Origin of the sequence: Cohnella thermotolerans DSM 17683 (genome assembly GCF_000429825.1) — a bacterium.
GTDB classification, from domain to species: domain Bacteria; phylum Bacillota; class Bacilli; order Paenibacillales; family Paenibacillaceae; genus Cohnella; species Cohnella thermotolerans.
On the sequence record NZ_AUCP01000001.1, the window covers coordinates 1 to 22,045 of the forward strand.

13 protein-coding genes and 1 pseudogene are annotated in these 22,045 nt (G+C 61.8%); 5 read left to right on the forward strand and 9 right to left on the reverse strand.

Annotated features, from left to right (window positions below):
• Positions 1-403: pseudogene (locus tag G485_RS30300) on the forward strand (hypothetical protein); the annotation flags it as partial.
• A 369-nt stretch (positions 404-772) separates the two neighbouring features.
• Here G485_RS30300 and G485_RS0100010 read toward each other — a convergent pair.
• The 8 genes from G485_RS0100010 to leuC all read right to left on the reverse strand — a co-directional run bounded on the left by G485_RS0100010 (position 773) and on the right by leuC (position 15,944).
• Positions 773-2,575, reverse strand: coding sequence for an ABC transporter ATP-binding protein (locus G485_RS0100010; protein WP_027090799.1), 1,803 nt, complete (start codon positions 2,573-2,575; stop codon positions 773-775).
• Entirely contained in the window at positions 2,572-4,359 is a 1,788-nt protein-coding gene (locus G485_RS0100015) for an ABC transporter ATP-binding protein (protein ID WP_027090800.1), read from the reverse strand. Before G485_RS0100015 ends, G485_RS0100010 begins: the two co-directional genes overlap by 4 nt.
• A gap of 283 nt (positions 4,360-4,642) precedes the next feature.
• Positions 4,643-8,392, reverse strand: coding sequence for a dynamin family protein (locus G485_RS24600; protein ID WP_051317914.1), 3,750 nt, complete (start codon positions 8,390-8,392; stop codon positions 4,643-4,645).
• Complete coding sequence (gene nth / locus G485_RS24605) at positions 8,389-9,195, reverse strand: endonuclease III (protein WP_084423031.1); 807 nt, start codon at positions 9,193-9,195, stop codon at positions 8,389-8,391. Before nth ends, G485_RS24600 begins: the two co-directional genes overlap by 4 nt.
• A gap of 191 nt (positions 9,196-9,386) precedes the next feature.
• Positions 9,387-12,098 (reverse strand): S-layer homology domain-containing protein, encoded by a 2,712-nt coding sequence (locus G485_RS0100030; protein WP_027090801.1) that lies wholly within the window; start codon positions 12,096-12,098, stop codon positions 9,387-9,389.
• A gap of 49 nt (positions 12,099-12,147) precedes the next feature.
• On the reverse strand, positions 12,148-13,686 hold the full coding sequence (locus G485_RS0100035; RefSeq protein ID WP_027090802.1) for an N-acetylmuramoyl-L-alanine amidase family protein: 1,539 nt from the start codon (positions 13,684-13,686) through the stop codon (positions 12,148-12,150).
• A gap of 209 nt (positions 13,687-13,895) precedes the next feature.
• Positions 13,896-14,504, reverse strand: a complete 609-nt coding sequence (gene leuD / locus G485_RS0100040) for a 3-isopropylmalate dehydratase small subunit (RefSeq protein ID WP_027090803.1) — start codon at positions 14,502-14,504, stop codon at positions 13,896-13,898.
• A gap of 18 nt (positions 14,505-14,522) precedes the next feature.
• The gene (gene leuC / locus G485_RS0100045) at positions 14,523-15,944 is read right to left on the reverse strand and encodes a 3-isopropylmalate dehydratase large subunit (RefSeq protein WP_027090804.1); all 1,422 of its coding nucleotides are present in this window, start codon (positions 15,942-15,944) and stop codon (positions 14,523-14,525) included.
• Between the two features lie 178 nt (positions 15,945-16,122).
• Here leuC and G485_RS24610 point away from each other — a divergent pair, with 178 nt between their 5' ends.
• A complete protein-coding gene (locus G485_RS24610; protein ID WP_035154274.1) occupies positions 16,123-17,055 on the forward strand; it encodes a LysR family transcriptional regulator in 933 nt (310 codons plus the stop codon).
• Here the strand turns inward: G485_RS24610 and G485_RS0100055 are convergent.
• Positions 17,046-17,846, reverse strand: a complete 801-nt coding sequence (locus G485_RS0100055) for a carbon-nitrogen family hydrolase (protein WP_027090805.1) — start codon at positions 17,844-17,846, stop codon at positions 17,046-17,048. The two genes, G485_RS24610 and G485_RS0100055, sit on opposite strands and share 10 nt — an antisense overlap.
• Positions 17,847-18,015: 169 nt before the next feature.
• Here G485_RS0100055 and G485_RS0100060 point away from each other — a divergent pair, with 169 nt between their 5' ends.
• The 3 genes from G485_RS0100060 to G485_RS0100070 all read left to right on the forward strand — a co-directional run bounded on the left by G485_RS0100060 (position 18,016) and on the right by G485_RS0100070 (position 21,939).
• Positions 18,016-19,194, forward strand: coding sequence for a pyridoxal phosphate-dependent aminotransferase (locus tag G485_RS0100060; protein ID WP_027090806.1), 1,179 nt, complete (start codon positions 18,016-18,018; stop codon positions 19,192-19,194).
• A 377-nt stretch (positions 19,195-19,571) separates the two neighbouring features.
• The gene (gene proB, locus G485_RS0100065; protein WP_027090807.1) at positions 19,572-20,699 is read left to right on the forward strand and encodes a glutamate 5-kinase; all 1,128 of its coding nucleotides are present in this window, start codon (positions 19,572-19,574) and stop codon (positions 20,697-20,699) included.
• On the forward strand, positions 20,692-21,939 hold the full coding sequence (locus G485_RS0100070) for a glutamate-5-semialdehyde dehydrogenase (protein WP_027090808.1): 1,248 nt from the start codon (positions 20,692-20,694) through the stop codon (positions 21,937-21,939). The genes proB and G485_RS0100070 overlap by 8 nt, the downstream gene beginning before the upstream one ends.
• Positions 21,940-22,045: the final 106 nt, after the last annotated feature.

The following is a 22,045-nucleotide window of genomic DNA, read 5'->3' on the forward strand; positions in this document are numbered from 1 at the left end:
CAGCCATGTCGACAACGAACAGCGCATCATTGGCAAAAGGGGAACCGAAGCGTTCGTCCGGCAGCATACCGACGGGAAGAACGTTTCGGTCGGCGGGCTCTATAGCCAATCGCCCTGGATTCTGCTGATGCTCAAATGGGACGTATGCGGTTGGCTGAACACCACCTTTAACGGCATTGGAGCGAAGCATTTGCAGGCGTACCTGGACGAATTCTGCTTCCGGGTCAATCTGAAGCTGCGCACGGCGCCCGTGTTCGGCGAGTTGCTTGGCTGGTGCGCTTCGACGCCGGTGCTGATTTACAAAGAGCTGACGCGGGACAAGCCGGTGCTCCCCGTTCCCTGGCGCTTGTGGGGGAGCAGGGCGAAATGGAAAGCTCGGCACTTCAGAGCTTGGGGGGCGTGATGTCTATCTGCGAAGATGGAGTAACCGCCTTTTCGTTAACCTCGAGGTCATGTTCCCATAATTTAATCGAGCTTTCGGTGGAACCATCTATTTTGATCGTTTCCCTTTCAGCCCGAGGACCCAGCGTGTTAACGTCCTGGTTTAATGGGATACGAAAATATCCTATGGCATGTCTTCCCTTCACGTCCCCTCATTCACTGAGTCAAAGGGATAATGGGATGAGGGCATGTGCGGGGGAGCGTGGTCCCCGGAATAAAGGCGATTGCCTGAAGCATGGGGATAGAGGGAAGCGGGGATGCGGGGGTGTGGAATGCGGACGCAAAAACAGCCCCCCTGCGAAGGGGAGGCTGTTCGTGTGTTCATGCGTAATTAAGCGGATAAAAAACGATACTGCGCTTCGATAAGGCCGCGGTAGTGACCGTCTTTGAGCCGCATGAGCTGCTCATGATTGCCCTGCTCGACGATGACGCCGTGATCGAGGACGACGATAAGGTCGGCATGGCGGATGGTGGAGAGCCTGTGCGCCACGATGAATGAGGTACGGTCGGCCAGCAGCGTGCCGAGCGCCTCCTGGATGCGCAGCTCCGTTTCGGTGTCGATGCTGGCCGTCGCTTCGTCCAGAATGAGGACGCGGGGATCGGCCAGCAGCGCCCGCGCGAACGAGAGGAGCTGACGCTGTCCCATCGACAGCGTGCTGCCCCGCTCCTGCACTTCGGTATCATAGCCGTCCGGCAAGTTCGAGATAAAGTCGTGGGCGCGCACCGCACGCGCGGCTGCTTCGACTTCGGCGTCGGTTGCGTCCGGACGTCCGTAACGGATATTGTCCCGGATCGTACCGGAAAAAATGAACGTATCCTGCAGCACGATGCCGATTTGGGAACGAAGGCTTTCCAGCTTCACGTCGCGGACATCGACACCGTCGATGAGTACGCGCCCCTTCACCGTATCGTAGAAACGGCACAGCAGATTGACGATCGTGCTTTTGCCCGATCCGGTATGTCCGACGAGCGCAACGGTCATGCCGGGCTTAATGTCCAGGTTGATGCCGCGAAGCGCCGGGCGATCGCTCTCGTACCCGAACTCCACATCCTCGAACCGGACGTGCCCGCGTACTTCGGGCAGGTCGACGGCATCCGGCTTCTCGCCGACGGCGGGCTTCTCGTCCAAATACTCGAAGATCCGCTCCGCCGAAGACATCGAGATCAGGAGCTGGGAATACATTTGGCCGAGACGCGTAATCGGCTCCCAGAAGTAGCTGACGTAAGTGATGAAAGCGACGAGAACGCCGACCGTCATTTGCTCCGATTGAATGAGGTGGGAGCCGTAAAGCAGCAAAATCAGCGTGCCGACCGCAGACGTAATTTCGATAACCGGTCCGAAAAGCTGGTTCAACGCGGAAGCAAAGTTCCACGAACGGATGTTGCTCAAGTTCATACGGTCGAAGAAACCGATGTTTTCTTTCTCTTGAGCGAAAGCCTGAGTTACGCGAATCCCCTGGATGCTCTCGTTCAAGTGAGAGTTGATTCGCGACTGCTTGATGCGCACCGTCTGCCAGGCGAAGCGAATCCGCTTGCGCAAGGAGGACGACACGATGAACATAAGCGGAACGGTAATCATGACGGCCAATCCGAGCTTAAATTGAAGGGCCAGCAAGATGATGATAATGCCTGCCAGCTGCGCGATATCGATGACCGAGTTGACGACGCCGTTCGTGAACAGGTCCTGCAGCGAGTTGACGTCGTTGGTTACCCGAACGAGCACCGATCCGGCCGGCCGCTTGTCGAAGAATCGGAACGACAAACCTTGAATATGTTTGAATAGCGCCGTTCGCAAATCGAAAATGACTTTTTGCCCGATGCTGTTCGTCTGGCGGATCGTATAGTGTTGAGCCCACCATCGGAGGGCGTACATCGCAAGCATGATTCCCATGAAGAGGCAGAGCAGGCCGCCGCTCGTCTGACCGTCCGCAGGCTTGATCGCCTTGTCGATCGCCATGCTGATCAGGAAAGGGATCGCCAGCTTCGTCAGCATGCCGAACACGGTCATGACGAACACGACGCGGGCGACGTCTCCGCGATAGGGCTTGACGTAGGTGAACAGACGGGCCATCTGCTTCCAGTTAAAATTTTTCTCGATCAGCACATCGTCCTGATATTGGAACTGCCGGCTCATCCGCTCACCCGCCTCTCGCCTGCGGAAGCCGACTCCAGCTCATCCGGACGGTCCGCGTACTGCGTTTGATAGGTTTCTCTGTACAGCCCCGGCTGGCGGATCAACTGCTCATGCTTGCCGCGTTGAACGATGCGGCCGCGATCAAGCACGATGATCTCGTCGGCATGACGCAAGGACGAAATACGGTGGGCGATAATGAACGTCGTTCGGCCCGCCATGACCTTGCGAAGCGATTGCTGAATGACGTGCTCCGTCTCCATGTCGAGCGCGCTCGTCGCATCGTCCAGCATGAGCACCTTCGGTCTAAGCAGCAGCGCACGTGCGATGGCGATTCTCTGCTTTTGTCCGCCGGACAGCCCCATGCCCCGCTCGCCCACGATCGTGTCGTAGCCCTGCGGCAGCTCCATAATAAAGTCGTGCGCCTGGGCGAGCTTCGCCGCTTCAATGATGCTCTCTTCGCTGGCATCCGCTTGGCCGTAAGCGATGTTCTCCCGAATCGTCGTCGAGAACAGGAACGTCTCCTGGAACACGATCGCCATCTGCCGGCGAAGGCTCTCCAGCTCGATGTGGCGGATATCGACCCCATCCAGGGTAATGGAGCCTTCCCCGACGTCGTAAGCGCGAAGCATCAATTGAACGACCGTCGATTTGCCGGAACCGGTGCCGCCGAGCAGGCCGATAACCGACCCGGGAGGCGCGTCGAGATTGAAGCCCAGCAACGCGGAGGGCTGCTCCTCGTGATTCGGATAGCGGAAGCTGACGTCCTCGAAATGGATATGCCCTTGTACAGCCTCGTCTTGAAGCCGTAGAGCGCGGTCGGCGTTGCGAATCGTAACCGGCTGGTTCAACAGCTCCAGGAGCCGCTCCCCGGCCGCTTTCGACTGGGTGTAGTTGTTAATTTGGAAGCCGAGCGTCCAGAGCGGGGCGACGATCATGCCGAGCATGCCGTTGAGCGAAACGAGCTCTCCCAACGTCAGGGTCTTGTTAATCACTCGAAAACCGCCTACCAGCAGGAGCAGGACGACACTCAGGTTGGCGATAAATTCGATGATCGGAAAGTACTTCGCCCAGACGGCGGCGAGCGCGAGATGGTTGTCCCGATAATTTTCGTTGCCCCCTCTGAACTTCTTCATTTCATGGGGCTCGCTCGCAAACGATTTTACCGTTCGGACGCCCATAATGTTCTCTTGCACGCTGACCGTCAGTCTACTGACCGCCGCACGTATGGAGCGGAATACCGGGTGGATGTGAAACTCGAAACGGATCGCGATGTACGCGAGCACCGGAATGATGACGAGCGTCATGAGCATGAGCGGCCAGTCGATGATCGCCATCATGGTGAAGCCGAACAGGATGAGAAATCCCGTGTTCATCAGCTGGGCCAGGCCGAAGCCGATGAAGTTCCGAATGCCTTCGATATCCGCGGTGAGCCTGGACATGAGATCGCCCGTACGCGCGGAATCGTAAAACGAGAAAGGCAGCACTTGCAGCTTCTCGTAGCTGGCATTGCGCAGCCTGGACGCGAGCCGGTTGCCCAGCCGTCCGCCGCTGAAGCCGTGAACGTATTGGCAGCCAGCCTTGAGCATGACGATGCCGACCGCAAGCAGCGCCAAGCCAAGCAGCCCTTCGTATTCGCCCGGGATGATCATGTCGTCGATGAGCACTTTCAGAAGCATCGGGTACACGAGCCCGAGCGCCGTGGCTGTGGCCAAGCCGAGCACCGACCCCAGGAGAAATCCTTTGTCTTGCCAGAAAAAAGACTTTAAACCTCGAAATACGTCCAAATGATGTCAACCCTCCCAGTCGATCGGATACGACGGAAGCATAACAGGAACCTTGCCCCCCTTCAAACGGCGTGAGGAAGCATATCGCGCCCTCAGCCGGAACGACCGCGCTTCAGACAATGGAGAACCGGTTCATTCTCCTTAATCATCGGAGATTCTCCCTTTCTTCCCCTTATTAGGGTTTAAGAAAGCGTATCAGGCCGAAAAAGAATGAAAAGGCTTTCCTGTATCGCGGAAACGATACGGGAAAGCCAAAAACAGCCAAAAATAACCGGAGGGAAAATCAGGTGCTTTTCCCATTTCGCAAAATCGTCCACTGCCGCCCGATTTCCTCGAGCAGCCGCTCTTCGCCAGGCCGGCGAAGCGTCTCTTCGAGCCCCGAAGCGTAGGCGGCCAGCTCTGCGGCGAGAGCGTCCGCTGCCTTGCCGAGCTCCGTTCGGAACGTTCCGGCGGCCGCTTCGCTCCACTCCGCTTGCGTCGCGGCCAGCCACGCATCGGCGGCGCGGAACAGCTCGTTCTCGAGCTCGTCCCGGAGTGCCGCCTTCCCGTCTCTCTCGAAGAAATGCTTCGGACTTCGGAAAGCGTTCCAAAGCCTGCGGGCTTCCACATTCGGCCCGTCGGCGAACGGCTCGCGCACGGGAAGCGCGAGTTCGGGCCGCGGCGGCTGCTCCGGCGCAAAGCCTTCCAGCGAGGCGCTTAGCGCTTCTTCCGCCACCCGCTGACCCAGCAGACGGTGCAGCGCGTTCTCCATCCGCAGTCCCGCCGCCCGCAGCTCCTGCTGCAAATCTTCGGCGACGCTTCTTTTTAAATCCATCCAGCAAGCTTGGAGAAGCTTCTTGAGATCGCGGCCGTCGTCCTGCAGCACGGAAGGATGGAACGCCATCATGAAGTGCTCGCCGAAGCGGTATTTGACCCGTTGCCGCAAATGATAGAGCTGCTCGCCCAGCTCTTGGAGCAGCGGCTGCACGGCTGTGTCGTTCAACGACGACCGCAACCGCTCCTTCAACCGCTCGGCGCTCTCAAGCAGCCGTTGCTGCCGCTCCATCCGCGTCGACGCGTCTTCGCTGGCCGCCCGAAGCAAGCTGCGCAGCAGGCCGTCGATGCGATCCAGCTCTTTGTTCGCGCTCGCGGCGGCCAAACCGCCGAGCTCCTCTCTCGCGAACGCTGCGAACGCCGTCTCGAAGGCCGTCAAGCCGGACGAAGCCAGCGATTCGCGGGAACCGCCCAGCTTGGCCTCGAGACCTCGCAGACTCGATACGGGAAACAGCCGCGGCTTGCGGATGCCGTGCTTGAGCAGCTGCGCTTCCACGTGGGTAACGACGGAGGCCAGCTCCTCTTCCGAAGAGGCGAGATCGGCCGCGTTGATGACGAAAAACATTTTATCGAGCTCGAACGCGTCTTTGACGCTCCCCAGTTGGTTCAAAAAGCGCTTGTCGGCTTCCGTAAAAGCGTGATTGTAATACGTGACGAACAAGACGGCGTCCGCATCCTTAATATATTGGAAGGCGACTCCCGTATGCCGGGCGTTGATCGAATCCGCCCCGGGCGTATCGACGAGTACCGCGCCGCTGCGGGTTAAGGGCGCGTCGACATGCAGGTCGGCGGACGCGACGAAGCAGGACGCCTCCTCTTCGGCGACGTACCGGCGGTACGCTTCCTCTTCCGCATGCAGCTCCCGGCCGAGCAGCTCTCCGTAGCGCGGCCATCCGGCCGCCGCCGCTTGCAGGAAAGCCAGATGCGGCCGGCCGCGCGGATGCAGGTCTTCCGGCGACATTTCCGCCGCCAGCCGCAGCAGCGCCTCGATATCGTCCCCCGCCGAACGGGCGGCGTCTTCGCCGATGCCGAGCCTTTCCAGCGAGAACAGGACGTCCTCCCGCATCGCCTCGGCCGTCTTCATCCGGATGAGCGCCGTGCCGTGACGGTAGTCGCCGGACGGGGCGACGATGCGGTTGATCGTCGCTGTCGTCGGATTCGGCGATACCGGCAGTGCCGGCAGGCCGACGAGCGCGTTGGCGAATGACGATTTGCCCGCGCTGAACGCGCCGAACAGCGCGATCGTAAAGCGGTTCTGACGGAAGCGCTCCGCTTTGGCGAGCAGTCCGTCCGCTTGCCGGCGGAGCGGCCCCACCTGCCGCAGCAAAGCGGCCGCCCGTTCCAGCAGCTCCGCGGCGGCGGCCTGCGGCCCTTCCGATGCCTCTCCGACCGGCGACTCCCGCTCGGCATCGGCCGTCGCGACGCCGGTTGCTTCCGGCACGCCGCGCCCGGCCCCGTTCGAGCCGCTCGCTTCAAGCCGCGCCAGAGACGGCGAACGCCCGGTTGCCGGCCGAACGGCTTCCGCCGCTTCCGTGCCGGCCTCGGCCGGCTTGGGCAGGCGATCCGCCTCCCAGGCCGGCGTCTCGGGCAACATCGCCAGCAGCTCGCGCTCCCCGGCGCGCTCCGCCGCTTCCAACGCCGCGATCGCATTCGCGGCCTCCTCGCGCCCGGACAGCGCTTGAAGTTCCGCTTCCAACCCCGCGGCGGCCGCTTCCCGCGCCGGAATCCGCCGCTTGTCGAGCTCCGCCGCCAGCCGCAGCGCTTCGCGGCGAACGCCGGACTTCATCTCGGCGCCAAGCTCCGCCGCGAAATGCAGCGTCGCCTGGCCGTCCGCTGCCGTGCCGGGCTTCACCCGCTGGCGCAGCCATTCGGCGTCGACGCCCGGAAACGCCGCCTCCAGCTGCGCTTCGAGCGCCTCGCCCTCGAAGCCCGCCTCCTTCGCTTCCTGCCGGAGCATCGACTGCACATGCACGAGAACGTGAGCCGTCAGCTGCACGTTCAAATCCCGCACGAGCTCCTCCATGCGGCGCCGGCGCTCGGCTTCGGTCTTGGCCGCGCCGCCGAACCAGCCGCCCGCCTTGAAGTTCGGCTGCAGGCTCTCCAGCACTTCCCTCACTCTCTCGCGGGTTTCGGCGGGCGTCACGCCGGCGTTGGCCAGCAGATGGTCGAGCCGCCCGCGAAACGCTTCGAGCCGGCGCTCCCCTTCGCTCCGGAGCGCAGCGAGCTCGCCTTCGAGCCGCGCGCGCTCTTCGGCAAGCCTCGCGGCCTCGTCCGCACCGCCCGCCCGCTCGGCAAGCGCCTCCCGCTCCGCCGCGTGCCGCTGCCGCACAAATTCCCGGTGCTGCTCCGCCAAGTACCGGGCCGAACGGTCCGCGCTTCGCAGCAGCAGCTCCTCGCGAAGCGGCTTCAGCCGCTCGATGACACCGAGCAGCTCCTCCCATTGCGACAGAGGATGGCCCGGCTCCCTGAGCGAAAGGAATAAAATGCCCGCCGGCTCGATGCGCCAATTGGCCAGCGCCTGGCGAAGCCCTTCCTTGAACTTCGGAAACGCCACTTCCTCCTCGCGGTGCTTGTCGATCATGTTGACGACAAGGTAGGTCGGCTTCCCCCAACGGTGCAGCGTCCGCAGAAACCGGAAGTTCACCTCGGACAGCACATGGTTGTAATCCGTGACGTAGAAGACGACATCCGCCAAATGCAGCGCCGATTCCGTCGCCGCCCGGTGCGCCCCGTCGGTGGAATCGACCCCCGGCGTGTCGACGAGCGCCGTCCGGCCGCGCAGCACGGGCACGGGATACGTCACGTCGATCGACGCAACGCCCTCGCCGTCGATGGCCAAATCCTTCAGCCGTTCCACCGGCAAGTTCGGCGTCTCCGCCGTCGTCCCATCTTTGCCGCGGAAAACGACGCGCGCCGCCGGCTCCCCGTCGCGTACCGTCACGACGTTCGCCGTCGTCGGAATCGGCGAGGACGGAAGCAGCTCCGCCCCGATCAGAGCGTTCACGAGCGTCGATTTGCCCGCCGAGAAATGGCCGCAGAAGGCGATCGTCAGATCGCCCCTCTCCAGCTTCTCTGCCAGCTCGGTAAATTTGGCGCGCTGCGCTTCGTCCCCGTTCGCTCCGGCGAACTCCGCCATGCGGCGCAACGAATCGCCGTACGCCGCCATCGCTTGCGTCCGCTCCCGGAGGAGCGTGTCTCCCCCCGTATTCCGGCCCGTCATGGCGCCTCGCCTCCTTGCGCTTGCGTCGAAGCGGCCGCGGCCGCCTTTTCCCTCGTTCTCGTCTCTCCCTTGGCTTGCGAAGCCCGTACGCCTTCCGCGTCCACCGTACGCTTCCTCGTCGCCGCCTTCGCTTTGGACGCTCCCGCCTTCGCGGGCTTCAGCGCCGCCTTCATCCGCTTCTTGCCCTCCGGGCACACATCCAGCAGCGGACAAACCTCGCACGCGGGATTTTGCGCCTTGCAGTGATACCGCCCGAAAAAGATGAGCCGATGATGCGTCAGCGTCCACTCGTCGCGCGGCACCAGCTTCATCAGCTTCTTCTCGACCTCAAGGACGCTGTCGTCCGGCTTTGCGATCGCGAGCCGCTTGGATACGCGCTCCACGTGGGTATCCACCGCAATGGCCGGCACGCCGAATGCGTTCGAGACGACGACGTTGGCCGTCTTCCGGCCGACGCCGGGAAGCTCGGTGAGCGCGTCGTGCTCGCGGGGCACTTCTCCGCCGTACCGGTCGATCAGCATCCGGCACAGCTTCCGGATGTTGGCCGCCTTGTTGCGGAACAGCCCGATCCGGCGGATGTCGTTCTCGAGCTCCTCCAGCGGCACGTTCAAATAATCTTGCGGCGTCTTGTATTTTTGGAAAAGAGACGCCGTCACCTTGTTGACCGTCTCGTCCGTGCATTGGGCGGACAGCAGGACGGCGATCGTCAGCTCGAACGGATTGGAGTGGTTCAGCTCGCAATGCGCGTCCGGAAACATTTCGGCGATCGTATCCAGTATATGTCTCATCTTTCCCGCGTTCATCCGGCTAGCTCCTTCTTCTCGTCCCGTTAAAAAGCGTGAAAATTTTCATAAACAAGTGTACCGAATCTTGGCCCCTCCGGCAACCGCCGCGTCCGTTCGCGTTCGCCTCCGGGAGCCCGAACAAACGAAAAAAGGCCGGTCGCCGAAAGGCTTATCGCCTTCCGGGACCGAGCCCGTGGTGCGGCGGCCGACTAGGCTTTGACGATCTCCACCGCTTTGTTCCGCAATACGTACACCGTTACCGTATCGCCGTTCGTGAGATTGCCGAGCGCGAGCGTCGACGTGCCTTGATGAATATAAGCTGCCGGGCTGACTTTGACGGCGTCTTCCTCCGCCAGCGTCGCCTTCTTGAAGTTCAGAATCAGGTTGGTCGCATCCGCATACCAGACCGTCTTCGTCGTTCCCGTCACGACGGTAATCGTCGTGTCTCCCGATTCGTTCTTGCGAATCTCCACGCGGTCGTCCGCGGCGATTGAAGTGAGCGACGACAGCGTCGAGCCGTTCTTCGTAATGATCGGCGACGTACCGACTTGAACGGCAGTCTCCGTTCCGGAGCCGGACTGCACGGTCACCGTTCCCAAAGCCGCGTCGACCGAAGTCACCTTGCCGAAGATGACTTTAACGAGCTTGATCGACTTCAGCGTCTTGCCTTCGAACGTCGCGTTCAACGCCGAGCCGGCCGTGAACGCGCTCAAGCTTGCCGCTTTGCCGTCTTCGCCCAGAACCGATACCGACGAATCCAACGTCCATTCCGTCGTCGTCCCGGCACTGTCCGTCACGTTAATTTTATTCTGCGAGGCGTTCAGGGAGACGACATCGAATTGCGCCGTCTTGTTCACGACGATGCGCGTGATCGAATCCTGGTCGGAATTGAGTGTGACGACCACTTTATTGCCTTTGGCGACGTCGCTGTACGAGGCCGAAGATTTGCCGTAAATTTCGACGGTCGGCGTACCGTAGCTGAGCGTGACGCTGCTTCCGTCATCCAACGTCAGCTTCAGCTGATGGGCGGAGGTGTCGTTTTTGGCAACCGTGCCCGAATATTTGGAGACGAAAGAGACGTAAATAAGCTTCGATCCGGAATAGCCGATATTGACCTTCTTGCCTTTCGTCATGTAGTTGATCGCGTTGGCTTTCGTAATCGTCGAACCGTTCAGGTCGTACTTCGTGGCGGTGTCCAGCTTGAAGGCGACCGGATTGCCGTCCGCGTCGTTGACGACCAGCACGTTCGAGCTGTACGAATAAACGACGGCTCCGACCAGCGTATCGATCGAGCGGTCCGTCACCTGAATCGCCGTGACTTCGCCCTCGTCGTTCAACGTCATCGTAATCGCATCGTCCTTGTACAGATCGTCCAGATCCGGCTCGGAATCATTGTTGATGCTGACGGTGACGTCGTCCGTGTAAAACTTCAGTTTAATATCGCTCGAATCGCCCGAAGTCGTATACTGGATCGTCCGATCGGTCTTGTCGACCTTGAACAGATAGCCCTTAACCGTCGTCGACGAGGTCGACTTGGAGACGACGATGCTCGTCACTTCGCCGTTCTTCACGACGTAGCTGATCGTATCCCCGGTGTGCAGCTCGGACAGATCGACGTATATGCCGTCCTTCTTGACCGTTGCCGTCTCGGCTACGGAGAGCGTCTGAGCGACGCCGGTGGACGCATCCTTGACCTGCATCTTCCACTTGTCTGCGTCAACGGCCGTAACGGTCCCGGTGCCCGATTTGGATACGGCGGACGTCTTCAGCGAGACGGCCAGCACTTTAGGCGAGGCGCTGAAAGCGTCGACGATGACCTTGACGTCGGCGTTCGAAGCCAAATCCGACAGCTTGATCGCGTTGTTGTCCGCGTCGGTTACCGCGGGCGGGCTGTTCTCGTCGTAGCTGTATTGCTGAACGTCTTCCCCGACCAAAATCGAGATCAGATGCTTGCTGGAATTGACGACGACCAGCTTGCCCTCCACCGATTTGACCTGCGCCGTGTCGTCCAGCTGCTCGGCGTATTCGGCTGTCCCGTCTCCGCTGCTGATGAGCAGCGCTTTGCCGTACACCTTCAGCCCGTCGATCGTCGTCAGCTTCTCCGAATCGGCGCGCGCGAACAGCGTGGCGGGAGATACCGTGTAAGTCGAAGTCGTTCCGTCGGCGTGCAGCATCGTAAGCTTGTCGGGGCCGACCGACAGCCAGATGCCCGTCACCTGGCCGGAGTAGGCGGTCTGGATTTGCGATTCCGCGCGGCTGAACAGCGTGGCGGCCGCCGCCCGGGTCAGATTGCCCTTCGGATCGAACTTGTTGCCGTCCATGCCGTTGACCAGCCCCGCGCCGACGGCGACGTTAATGTAGCCGAGCAGCTCGGGATCGATGGAAGCATTGTCGGCGAAGGAAGTCGCTTTACCGCTTTGCGCAGCGGCATCCGCGTCCTTGCCGATCGCGCGGACGAGCAGCCGGGCGACCCACTCGCGCGTGGCGGGGCTGCTGCCCCAAGCCTTCTTCGGTTCTTTGTCGGCCAGAGCGAATTCTTCCGTCATGCTGAGCAGCTTCTGCTTGAAGGCGAAGTTCACATACGGCTTGAAGAAATTGTCCACCGTGAACGTGCTCGGAAACGCGACGACGTCGTTCGGCTTGACTTCGTCCTCCATCCCCATGAGCCGGATCGCCATGACGACCGCTTCCTGGCGGCTGAGCGAGTCGTTCGGCTTGAACAAGCCGTTGTTGCCCTTCACCAAGCCTTGCAAAGCCAGCTTGGCGATATGCTTCTCGGCCCAATGGCCGGAAGCCACGTCGCTGAAAGGCGTCGAAGAGGCCGCCGACGCGGCGGGAGCCGGAACGGCCGCGCCGGTCCAGACCAAAGCGAGCAGCACAATCAAGCTTATCCATGATTTTCCACGCGACACCAACGCCATTGCTCATTCTCCCCTGTCTGATTGTTTGCGTGCCGCGCGCGCGGCAGCGTCAGCTCAATTGCAAATATTTCTTAATGGCGGTCGCCAAGCCTTGCGCAAGCTTGTTCTGGAAATCCTCCGTGTACATCTTCTTCTCGTCGTCGGCGTTGGACAGATAGCCGGCCTCGTACAGCACCGCGGGCATCTTCGTCTCCCGGGTGACGGCCAGGCTCTTCTGAATGACGCCCCGATCCTGCATCCCCGTCGCCGGAACCGCGTATTGGTGCACGACGTTCGCGAAGGCCAGGCTGTCCGTTCTCGTATAGTACACTTCGGCGCCCTTGACCGTATTCTTCGTATTGCTGTTGCCGTGCACCGACAGGAACAACGACGCGTTCAGCGAATTCGCCAGGTTGTAACGGTCGGCCAAGGTCGGATATGTATCGGAGGATCGCGTAAGCACGACGTTAAGCCGGCTGTCCTTCGCGAGCAAATCGCGAAGCTTCAGAATGACCGCCAGGGTGAAATCTTTCTCCCACTTGCCCGTAATGCTCGGAGCTCCCGGATCGCTGCCGCCGTGACCCGCGTCGAGAACGACCGTATAGACGCCGCTGCCTCCGCTGCCGGGTTGGGCAGGCGCAGCCGACGGCTCCTGCAGCTTGATCTTCAACTCTCCCGCCGCCGCGTCGTTCGTCAGCTCGTATCCCCACTTCTTGCTGAGGTCGAGCACGAACCGAATCGTACGGGGGTTGTCCGAAAAAAGGGAGTAGCGAATTTTCTGCAGCGCTTCGTGGCCGGTCACCGCCAGCTCCCCGAGCGGCTTGACGCCCATCCCGTCGTCCGTCGGCAGCGCCGGCGAGAAGTCGGAAGCGAAATCGGCCGAAGGCAGATCGACGACAATCCGATCGGGCCCCGTCAGCACGGACGTTTTCGGCAACAGAAACCCGCCGTCGTACTTCAGCACGATCGTATCGCCGTCCTCGAACGATACCGAATGAAGCTGCGTCAGCGTGCCCGTCGGGTTGGTCACGACCGATCCGTCGCCCTCGTCCCCTTCCGAGCCGTCTTCCGGAGTTACGACGCCGACGAGGCCGCCGTCGCCCGGATGGCTTCCGCCGCTCGAACCCGAGCCGTTCGTTCCGCCGCTTCCGGAACCGCTGCCATTGCCGGCGCCGGATTTGCCGTTGCTATAAAGAAAGACCGACTTGCTCGCATTCTCCCAATACACTTGCAGGCCCAGCGACTCTCCCACGAATCGGAGCGGGATGAGCGTAGTGCCGGATTTGGCCGTCGGCGGCGCCTGCAAAGCCACCGATTTGCCGTCGATCGTCGCTTTCGTCTGATTGATGACCATTTCCACGACCGACGTGTCGCTCTTCACTGTGACCTTCTTCGTGCCGCTGTCGTAATCGACCTTGTAGCCCAAGCTTTCTCCGACGACCCGGATCGGCACCATCGTGAAATTGCCGACGAGCGCGGGCGGCTCCGGGGGGTTCAATTCTTTGCCGTCCAGTACCAGCTTCGGCGTCACCGTCTGCGCGGACGCAATCTTCGCTGTCAGGAACAGCATGACAACAGCGACAAACAACAGGGACGTCCACTTCTTCATGCTTCACCTCGGTGCGAATGTGTTTCCAACGTACCGGAAGGGTGAATCCCCATCCGGCTTGTCTACGAAACATTAGACGTCCGCACAAGGCAAAAGTTGCGAGATTTCGAGGAAAAAAAGGCCCTTTGCCCCGAATTTTGCCGTTTCGGGAACAAAGGGCCGCGCAAGCTTGTCGGATTATGCCGTTAATAGGTCGAAATGGCTATTTCTTAGTAGGAATTCGCGAGGCGAGCCTGGTGCTTCGCTTCGTAAGCCGCAATCGCGTCCACGTGCTGGAGCGTCAGGCCGATGTCGTCCAAGCCTTGAAGCAGGAACTGGCGGCGGTGTTCGTCGAGGTCGAATGCGATTTGCAGACCTTTGCCGTCGGAGATGGACTTGTTCTCGAGGTCGACCGTCAGCTCGTAGCCAACACTTGCGTTCGTCCGCTGGAACAGCTCTTCGACTTGCTCCTCGCTCAGCTTGATCGGCAGGATGCCGTTCTTGAAGCAGTTGTTGTAGAAAATATCGGCGAACGACGGCGCGATGACGACGCGGAAGCCGTAGTCCAGAATCGCCCAGGGGGCATGCTCGCGGGACGAGCCGCAGCCGAAGTTGGCGCGGGAGAGCAGCACCGAGGCGCCTTGGTAGCGCGGCTGGTTCAGGCTGAATTCCGGAATCGGAGCGCCCTTCTCGTCGAAGCGCCATTCGTAGAACAGGAACTGGCCGAAGCCGCTGCGCTCGATTCGTTTCAGAAATTGCTTAGGAATAATGGCGTCGGTATCCACGTTCACGCGGTCGACCGGCGCGACGATACCCGTCAGTTTCGTAAATGGTTGCATGATATCGCAGCTCCCTTCTTATGCCGTCACTTCGGACTTGAATTCCCAGTTGCGGACGTCGGTGAATTTGCCTTTGATCGCCGCCGCGGCCGCCATTTCCGGCGATACGAGGTGCGTCCGGCCGCCCCGGCCCTGACGGCCTTCGAAGTTCCGGTTCGACGTCGAGGCGCAGCGTTGGCCGGGCTGCAGAACGTCCGGGTTCATCGCGAGGCACATGGAGCAGCCCGCATCGCGCCATTCGAATCCGGCTTCGGTGAAAATCTTGTCGAGGCCTTCTTTCTCGGCTTGCAGTTTAACGCGTCCGGACCCCGGAACGACGATCGCCGTCACGTTCGGGCTGACTTTGTAGCCTTTGGCCACTTTGGCGGCGGCGCGCAAGTCTTCGATCCGGCCGTTCGTGCAGGAGCCGATGAACACGTAGTCGATCGGAATTTCCGTCATCGGCGTGCCCGGCTTCAGATCCATGTATTCAAGCGCCTTCTCGGCCGCTTTGCGCTCGTTCTCCGTCGGGAACTGGTCCGGATAAGGCACCGTGGACGTAATGTCCGTGCCCATGCCCGGGCTCGTGCCCCAGGTGACTTGCGGAATGAGGGTGGAGACGTCGAGCTCGACGACGCGGTCGTAGACGGCGCCCTCGTCGGTGCGCAGCGCCTTCCACTGTTCGACCGCGCGGTCGAAGTCGGCGCCTTGCGGAGCGTATTCGCGTCCGCGCAAGTAGTTGAAGGTCGTCTCGTCGGGCGCGATCATGCCGGCGCGCGCGCCGGCTTCGATGGACATGTTGCACACGGTCATGCGCTCTTCCATCGTCAGGCCGCGAATCGCTTCGCCCGTGTACTCGATGACGTAGCCGGTCGCGAAATCGGTGCCGTACTTGGCGATCAGGCCGAGGATGAGGTCCTTCGCCGTAATGCCGGCCGGACGCTTGCCGATGAAGCGCACTTCCATCGTTTTCGGCTTCGCTTGCTGCAGACATTGCGTCGCCAGCACGTGCTCGACTTCGCTCGTGCCGATGCCGAACGCCAACGCGCCGAACGCGCCGTGCGTCGACGTATGGCTGTCGCCGCAGACGATCGTTTTGCCCGGATGGGTGAGCCCCAGCTCCGGCCCCATGACGTGCACGACGCCCTGGTCGATCGTGTTCAGGTCGTACAGCTTGACGCCGAACTCTTTGCAGTTCTTCGTCAGCGTGTCGACTTGCTGCTTGGAGATCGGGTCGGCGATATTGAAGCGATCCTTCGTCGGGACGTTATGGTCCATCGTCGCGAACGTCAGGTCCGGGCGGCGGACTTTGCGGCCGTTCATGCGCAGTCCTTCGAACGCCTGCGGCGAAGTCACCTCGTGAACGAGGTGCAGGTCGATGTACAGAATGCTCGGCTTGCCTTCTTCCGAATGGATGACGTGGTTGTTCCAAATTTTCTCGAACATCGTCAATTTACTCATGAATCTTCACCCCGTATAAGGACTTCTCTAGCGAATCTTATTCCTATCATACCATCGCAACGTTCATTGCTCCAAGATATAATATCTATAAAGTTAATAGTTTCATGTTATAATTAGAACATAGAGCCATCGTCCCGGCCGCCGCAACCGCCCAATCCATCCCGAAAGGAAGATGCCGTTGGAACTCCGCCTTCTGCAATACGTCATCCAGATCGCCGCCGAGCGCAACTTCTCCCGCGCCGCCGAAAAGCTGCACATCGCCCAGCCCTCTCTCAGCCAGCAGTTGTCGAAGCTGGAAAAGGAGCTCGGCGTCCTCCTGTTCAAGCGCAGCACGAACTCCGTGGAGCTCACCCACGCGGGCGCCGTGTTCGTCGAGAAAGCGCAGCGCATCGTCGACATGACCGAGCAGCTCCGGCGCGAGATGGAGGACATCGCCGATCTGCGCAAAGGACGCATCGTCATCGGCAGCCTGCCGATGACCGGGGCGCACGTGCTGCCCGACGTGCTGACCGCCTTCCGATCCGTTTATCCGCAGATCGAGCTCGCGCTCGTCGAGGAGACGTCCTCGCAGCTGGAGCAGCTGACGGCCAGCGGCGGCATCGACGTCTGCCTGCTCTCGCTGCCGCTCGTCGAGCCTTCGCTCGCTTACGAACCGATCATCGAGGAGGAAATTTTCCTCGCGGTGCCGCCCGATCATCCGCTCGCCCGCAGGCCGGCCTCCCAAACCGTTCCGATCGCGGAGCTAAAGGACGAGCCGTTCGTGCTGCTCAAGAAAGGCCAGGGCTTCCGCGCGATCGCGCACAGTCTGTGCGAAGGAGCAGGCTTCAGCCCGCGCGCCGTGTTCGAGAGCGGCAACATCGAGACGGTGCAGTCGCTCGTCGCCGCGGGCATGGGCGTCGCCTTCGTGCCGCAGATGGTGGCGCGAAGTCCCGTTAACGGCCACGCGCCCGTCTACGTCCGGCTCGAAGGCAATCCGACCCGGACGCTCGTCATCGCCTACCGCAAAGGAAGATATTTGTCCAATGCGGCCGAAGCGTTCATCGCTACGTTCCGCGAGACGATGAAGCGGCTGTCCGCCGCTTTTTCGAACGGCGATACCGCTCACTCGTAAACGGACGGGCGCCGGTCGTCGAACACGGGAATGCGGCTCCGGACTTCGTCGGTCAGCGTTAGGTCGATCTCGGCGGTCAGAATCGTCTCTTCTTCCCCGGCCTCGGCCACGATCTCTCCCCACGGATCGACGACCATCGAATGGCCGAAAAAATGCGTCTCCCCGCTGACGCCGACGCGGTTGCAGGCGACGACGTACATCTGGTTCTCGATCGCGCGCGCTTGCAGCAGCGTTCGCCAATGATGCAGGCGCGGATGCGGCCACTCGGCCGGCACGAACAGCACCTTGGCGCCGTCCAGCGCGAGACGGCGGGCGAGCTCGGGGAAGCGGATGTCGTAGCAGATCATGACGCCGGCCGGCACGCCTTCGAGCGCAAAACGTCCGGGACGCTCGCCCGCTTCCAGATGGAGATGCTCGTCCATCAGCTTGAACAGGTGAATTTTCGCATATTCCGCTATTTCGTTCCCTTCCCGGTCGAAGCCGTGCACCGTGTTGGTGACGCCCCCGCCGTCCTGCAGCTCCGCGATGGAACCGGCGATGACGTTCACGCCGTGGCGGCGGCAAAACGCCGATACGAACGCCTTCGTCCGGCGGCCGGCGGGATCCGCCAACTGTTGGATGCGGTCGAGCGCGTAGCCGGTATTCCACATCTCGGGAACGAGAACGACGTCGGGCTTCGGCTCGGCGCGCGCGGCGTCCTCCAGCAATCGCTCCAATCGGGCAAAATTATCGTCGGGATCGCCCGCGTTGATATGCATTTGCACGAGCGCTAGGCGCAGCTTGTCGGTCATCGGTCTCTCTCCTTCCGAATCGGCCGCCGCAGCGGCTTCGCTCTCATCGTACCGCATTTTCCTCGGCCGCGACAAGAAGGGTTATTCCGCCTTTTCCGATTGCCTATGCCGTCCGAATGTGCTACATTCATCCTATCTTTGCATCAAAGCTGGAGCGTGAAAGTGACTTATGTCGATATCCATTCAACCGGCCGAGCGACTGAAGACGCTGCCGGAGCAATTTTTCGCCGCGCTCGTCGCGAAGGCGAACGCCCGCGCGGCCACCGGCGCGGACGTGATCAATCTGGGGCAGGGCAATCCCGATCTGCCGACCCCGCAGCGCATCGTCGAGAAGCTCAAGGAAGCTTCGGACAATCCTCTTTACCATAAGTATCCGCCGTTCCGCGGTTTTCCGTTCCTGAAGGAAGCGGTCGCCCGCAGATATAAGGAAGATTACGGCGTGGAGCTCGATCCGGCGACCGAGGTCGCCATTCTGTTCGGGGGCAAAACGGGTCTGATCGAAATCAGCCAATGCCTGCTCAATCCCGGCGACGTCTGCCTCGTGCCCGATCCCGGCTACCCCGACTACTGGTCCGGCGTGGCGCTGGCCGGCGCCGAAATGGCGTTCATGCCGCTGCTGGAGCAGAACGGCTTCCTGCCGGATTACGAGGCGCTGGATGCGGGTGCGATCGCTCGCGCCAAGCTGATGTTCCTCAACTATCCGAACAACCCGACTGCGGCGACGGCCGACCGTTCCTTCTACGAGGAGACGGTGCGGTTCGCCAGGCGGCACGGCATCGTCGTAGCCAGCGATTTCGCCTACGGCGCGATCGGCTTCGACGGCAAGCGGCCGGTCAGCTTCCTGGAGACGCCGGGCGCGAAGGAAGTCGGCGTCGAATTTTACACGCTGTCCAAAACGTACAACATGGCCGGCTGGCGGGTCGGATTCGCGCTCGGCAACGCCCGGATCGTCGAAATGATCAACCTGATCCAGGATCATTACTATTGCAGCCTGTTCGGCGGCATCCAGGAGGCGGCGGCCGAAGCGCTCGCGGGACCGCAGGACACGGTGTCCGAGCTGGTTCGCATCTACGAACGGCGCCGCGACGCCTTGTTCGAGGCGCTGGACGCGATCGGCTGGAAGGCGCGCAAGCCGGCCGGATCGTTCTTCTGCTGGCTGCCGGTGCCGGAAGGCTACAGCTCGATGGCGTTCGCCGATCTGCTGCTGGAGAAGGCCGACGTCGTCGTCGCGCCGGGCAACGGCTTCGGGGAGCACGGCGAAGGCTATGTGCGCCTAGGCCTGCTCGCCCCCGAAGACCGGCTGCGGGAAGCGGTCCGGCGGGTCGGCGAGCTTCAGCTTTTCCGGTAGGGCGGTTGCACGGAATGAGGGTCCCGTTCCTTTACAACGCTTGCGGCGCATGGTATTCTAAACATTAACCGAGGCCGTCTTGAGCAAGTCGGCCCAAAGCGCAAACGCCATGACGGGCAACGAAGCGGAACGGGCACGTCCAGAGAGCGAATTCCGAGGCTGCAAGAATTCGCCTTCGCCCCCCGCTTCCCCCACCCCCGAGCGGCCGGCGAGGAGCCGGACAGTTCCTGCTGTTACCAGGAATCCGAGCGGATGCCGTCCGCACTTCATGTGCGCGGCGTCAATGAAGGTGGTACCGCGGAAGGCAACTTTCGTCCTTTGTTCAGGACGGAAGTTTTTTTATTTTCCCAAGAACTGCGAGAGGTTGGTGTTATGGCATGAACCGACGCATCGTCGTCAAAATAGGCAGCAGCTCCCTGACCTCCGAGGAAGGCGGGCTGAGCCGGGACAAAGTCCGCTTCTTCGCGGACGAACTGGCCGGACTGCGCCGCGCGGGACATCAGGTGCTGCTGGTGACGTCCGGGGCGGTCGCCGCGGGATTTCGCCGGATCGGCTACCGGACGCGGCCGAAGCTCGTTCACGAGAAGCAGGCGGCCGCCGCGGTCGGGCAAGCGCTGCTGATGAAGGCGTATCAGGAGGCGTTCGCCGCCCACGACATTCCGGTGGCGCAAATTTTGCTGACCCGGCCGGACTTCGGCAACCGCGAAAGAGCGCAGAACGCGCAGCGGACGATCGAGGAGCTGCTGAAGCTGCAGGCCGTCCCGATCATCAACGAGAACGACACCGTCGCGACGGACGAGCTCAAATTCAGCGAGAACGACACGTTGTCCGCGCTTGTCGCCAATTTGACGAAGGCGGACGGCCTGTACATTCTGACCGACATCGAAGGGCTGTACACGGCCGATCCCCGCAAAGATCCGAACGCCAGACGGATCGAGCAAATCGACGCGATCACGGAGGATCTGTACCGGATCGCGGGAGGCGCGGGCTCGGCCGTCGGCACGGGCGGCATGCGCTCCAAGATCGAAGCGGCCCGCATCGCCATGGGCGGCGGAGTGGCGACCTTTATCGGCCGGGTGACCGAGCCGGGCGATTTGACGCTGGCGGTCGAAGGGCGCGGACGCGGCACTTATTTTACGACTTCCCTCCACTCCCTCCCGGCCAAAAAGCAATGGATCGGCTTCCTCTCCGTTCCGCAAGGGCGCATCGTCGTCGACGCGGGCGCGGAGGCGGCGCTGCTCCATGGCGGCAAAAGCCTGCTGCCGGCCGGGATTACGGGCGCCGAAGGCGAGTTCCATCCCGGCGACGTGGTCGAAGTGGTGAATGCGGAAGGCAAAACGATCGGCAGAGGCGTATCCAACTATGCGGCCTGGCAGATTACCGCCGTGGCCGGCCTGCCCAGCGACGAAGCGCAGCGGCGGGTGGAGGCGCCGCGAGTCGAAGTGATTCATCGGGACGAATGGGTCACGACCCATGTGAAGAAGGAGGCGGAAATCCATGAGTGAAGTTAGAACGAAAGCCGCATTGGCCAAAGAGGCGGCCGCGGCTCTGAACAATCTCACGACCGAGCAAAAGAACGAAGCGCTGCGGCGCATGGCCGATATTCTGACCGAGAGGCAGGACGATATTTTGGCCGCCAACGAGCGGGACCTGACCCGGGGGCGGGAGAACGGAACGTCCCCTGCCCTGCTCGACCGGCTGAAGCTGACGCCGGAGCGGATCGCGGGCATCGCCCAAGGGTTGCGGGAAGTCATCGAGCTGCCCGATCCGGTCGGCGTGCGGCTCGAGACGTTCGAGCGGCCGAACGGACTCCGGATTGAGAAGCGAACCGTGCCCATCGGCGTCGTCGGCATGATCTACGAGGCGCGGCCGAACGTTACGGTCGACGCGGCGGGCCTGTGCCTGAAGACCGGCAACGCGGTCGTGCTGCGCGGAGGCTCGGCGGCGCTGGAGTCGAACCGCGCGATCGTCGCGGCGCTCCGCGAAGCGCTGGCCGCGACCGCCGTTCCGCCGGACGCGCTGCAAATCGTCGAGGATCCGAGCCGGGATTCGGCCAATGAGATGCTGAAGCTGAACGGCTTGCTCGACGTCGTCATCCCGCGGGGCGGCGCGGCGCTCATCCAGAACGTCGTGCAGAACGCGACCGTTCCGGTCATTGAGACGGGGGCCGGAATTTGTCATACTTATATCGACGAGACGGCCCGGCCGGAGATGGCCGAAGCCATCGCGCTGAACGCCAAGGTGCAGCGTCCGTCCGTCTGCAACTCCATGGAGACGCTTCTCGTGCACGAAGCGTTCGCGGCGCGGCATTTGGCCGCCCTCGCGGACAGCTTCCGCGCCCGCAACGTGGAGCTGCGGGGCTGCGCCCGCACGCGCGAGCTCGTCCCTTGGGCGAACGCCGCCACCGACGAGGATTACGCGACCGAGTACAACGACTACATTTTGAACGTGAAGGTCGTGTCCGGCCTCGACGAAGCGCTCGCGCACATTCGGCGCTTCGGGACGATGCATTCGGAATGCATCGTTACCGAGACGAAGGAGCATGCCGAGCGGTTCCTGCAGGAAGTCGACGCCGCGGCCGTTTACCACAACGCCTCCACCCGCTTCACCGACGGGTTCGAGTTCGGCTTCGGGGCGGAGATCGGCATCAGCACGCAGAAGCTGCACGCGCGCGGCCCGATGGGCCTTCCGGCGCTCACGTCGACGAAGTACGTCGTGAAGGGCAACGGGCAAGTGCGGGGATAATAGCGGCGGCGGGCCCAGCAAGACGGTTTTTCCTATCGCAGCCCCATAATAGATAGGCACGATATTCCGAGCCAAGCGTATACAATAGAACGGGAGTGTTAACATC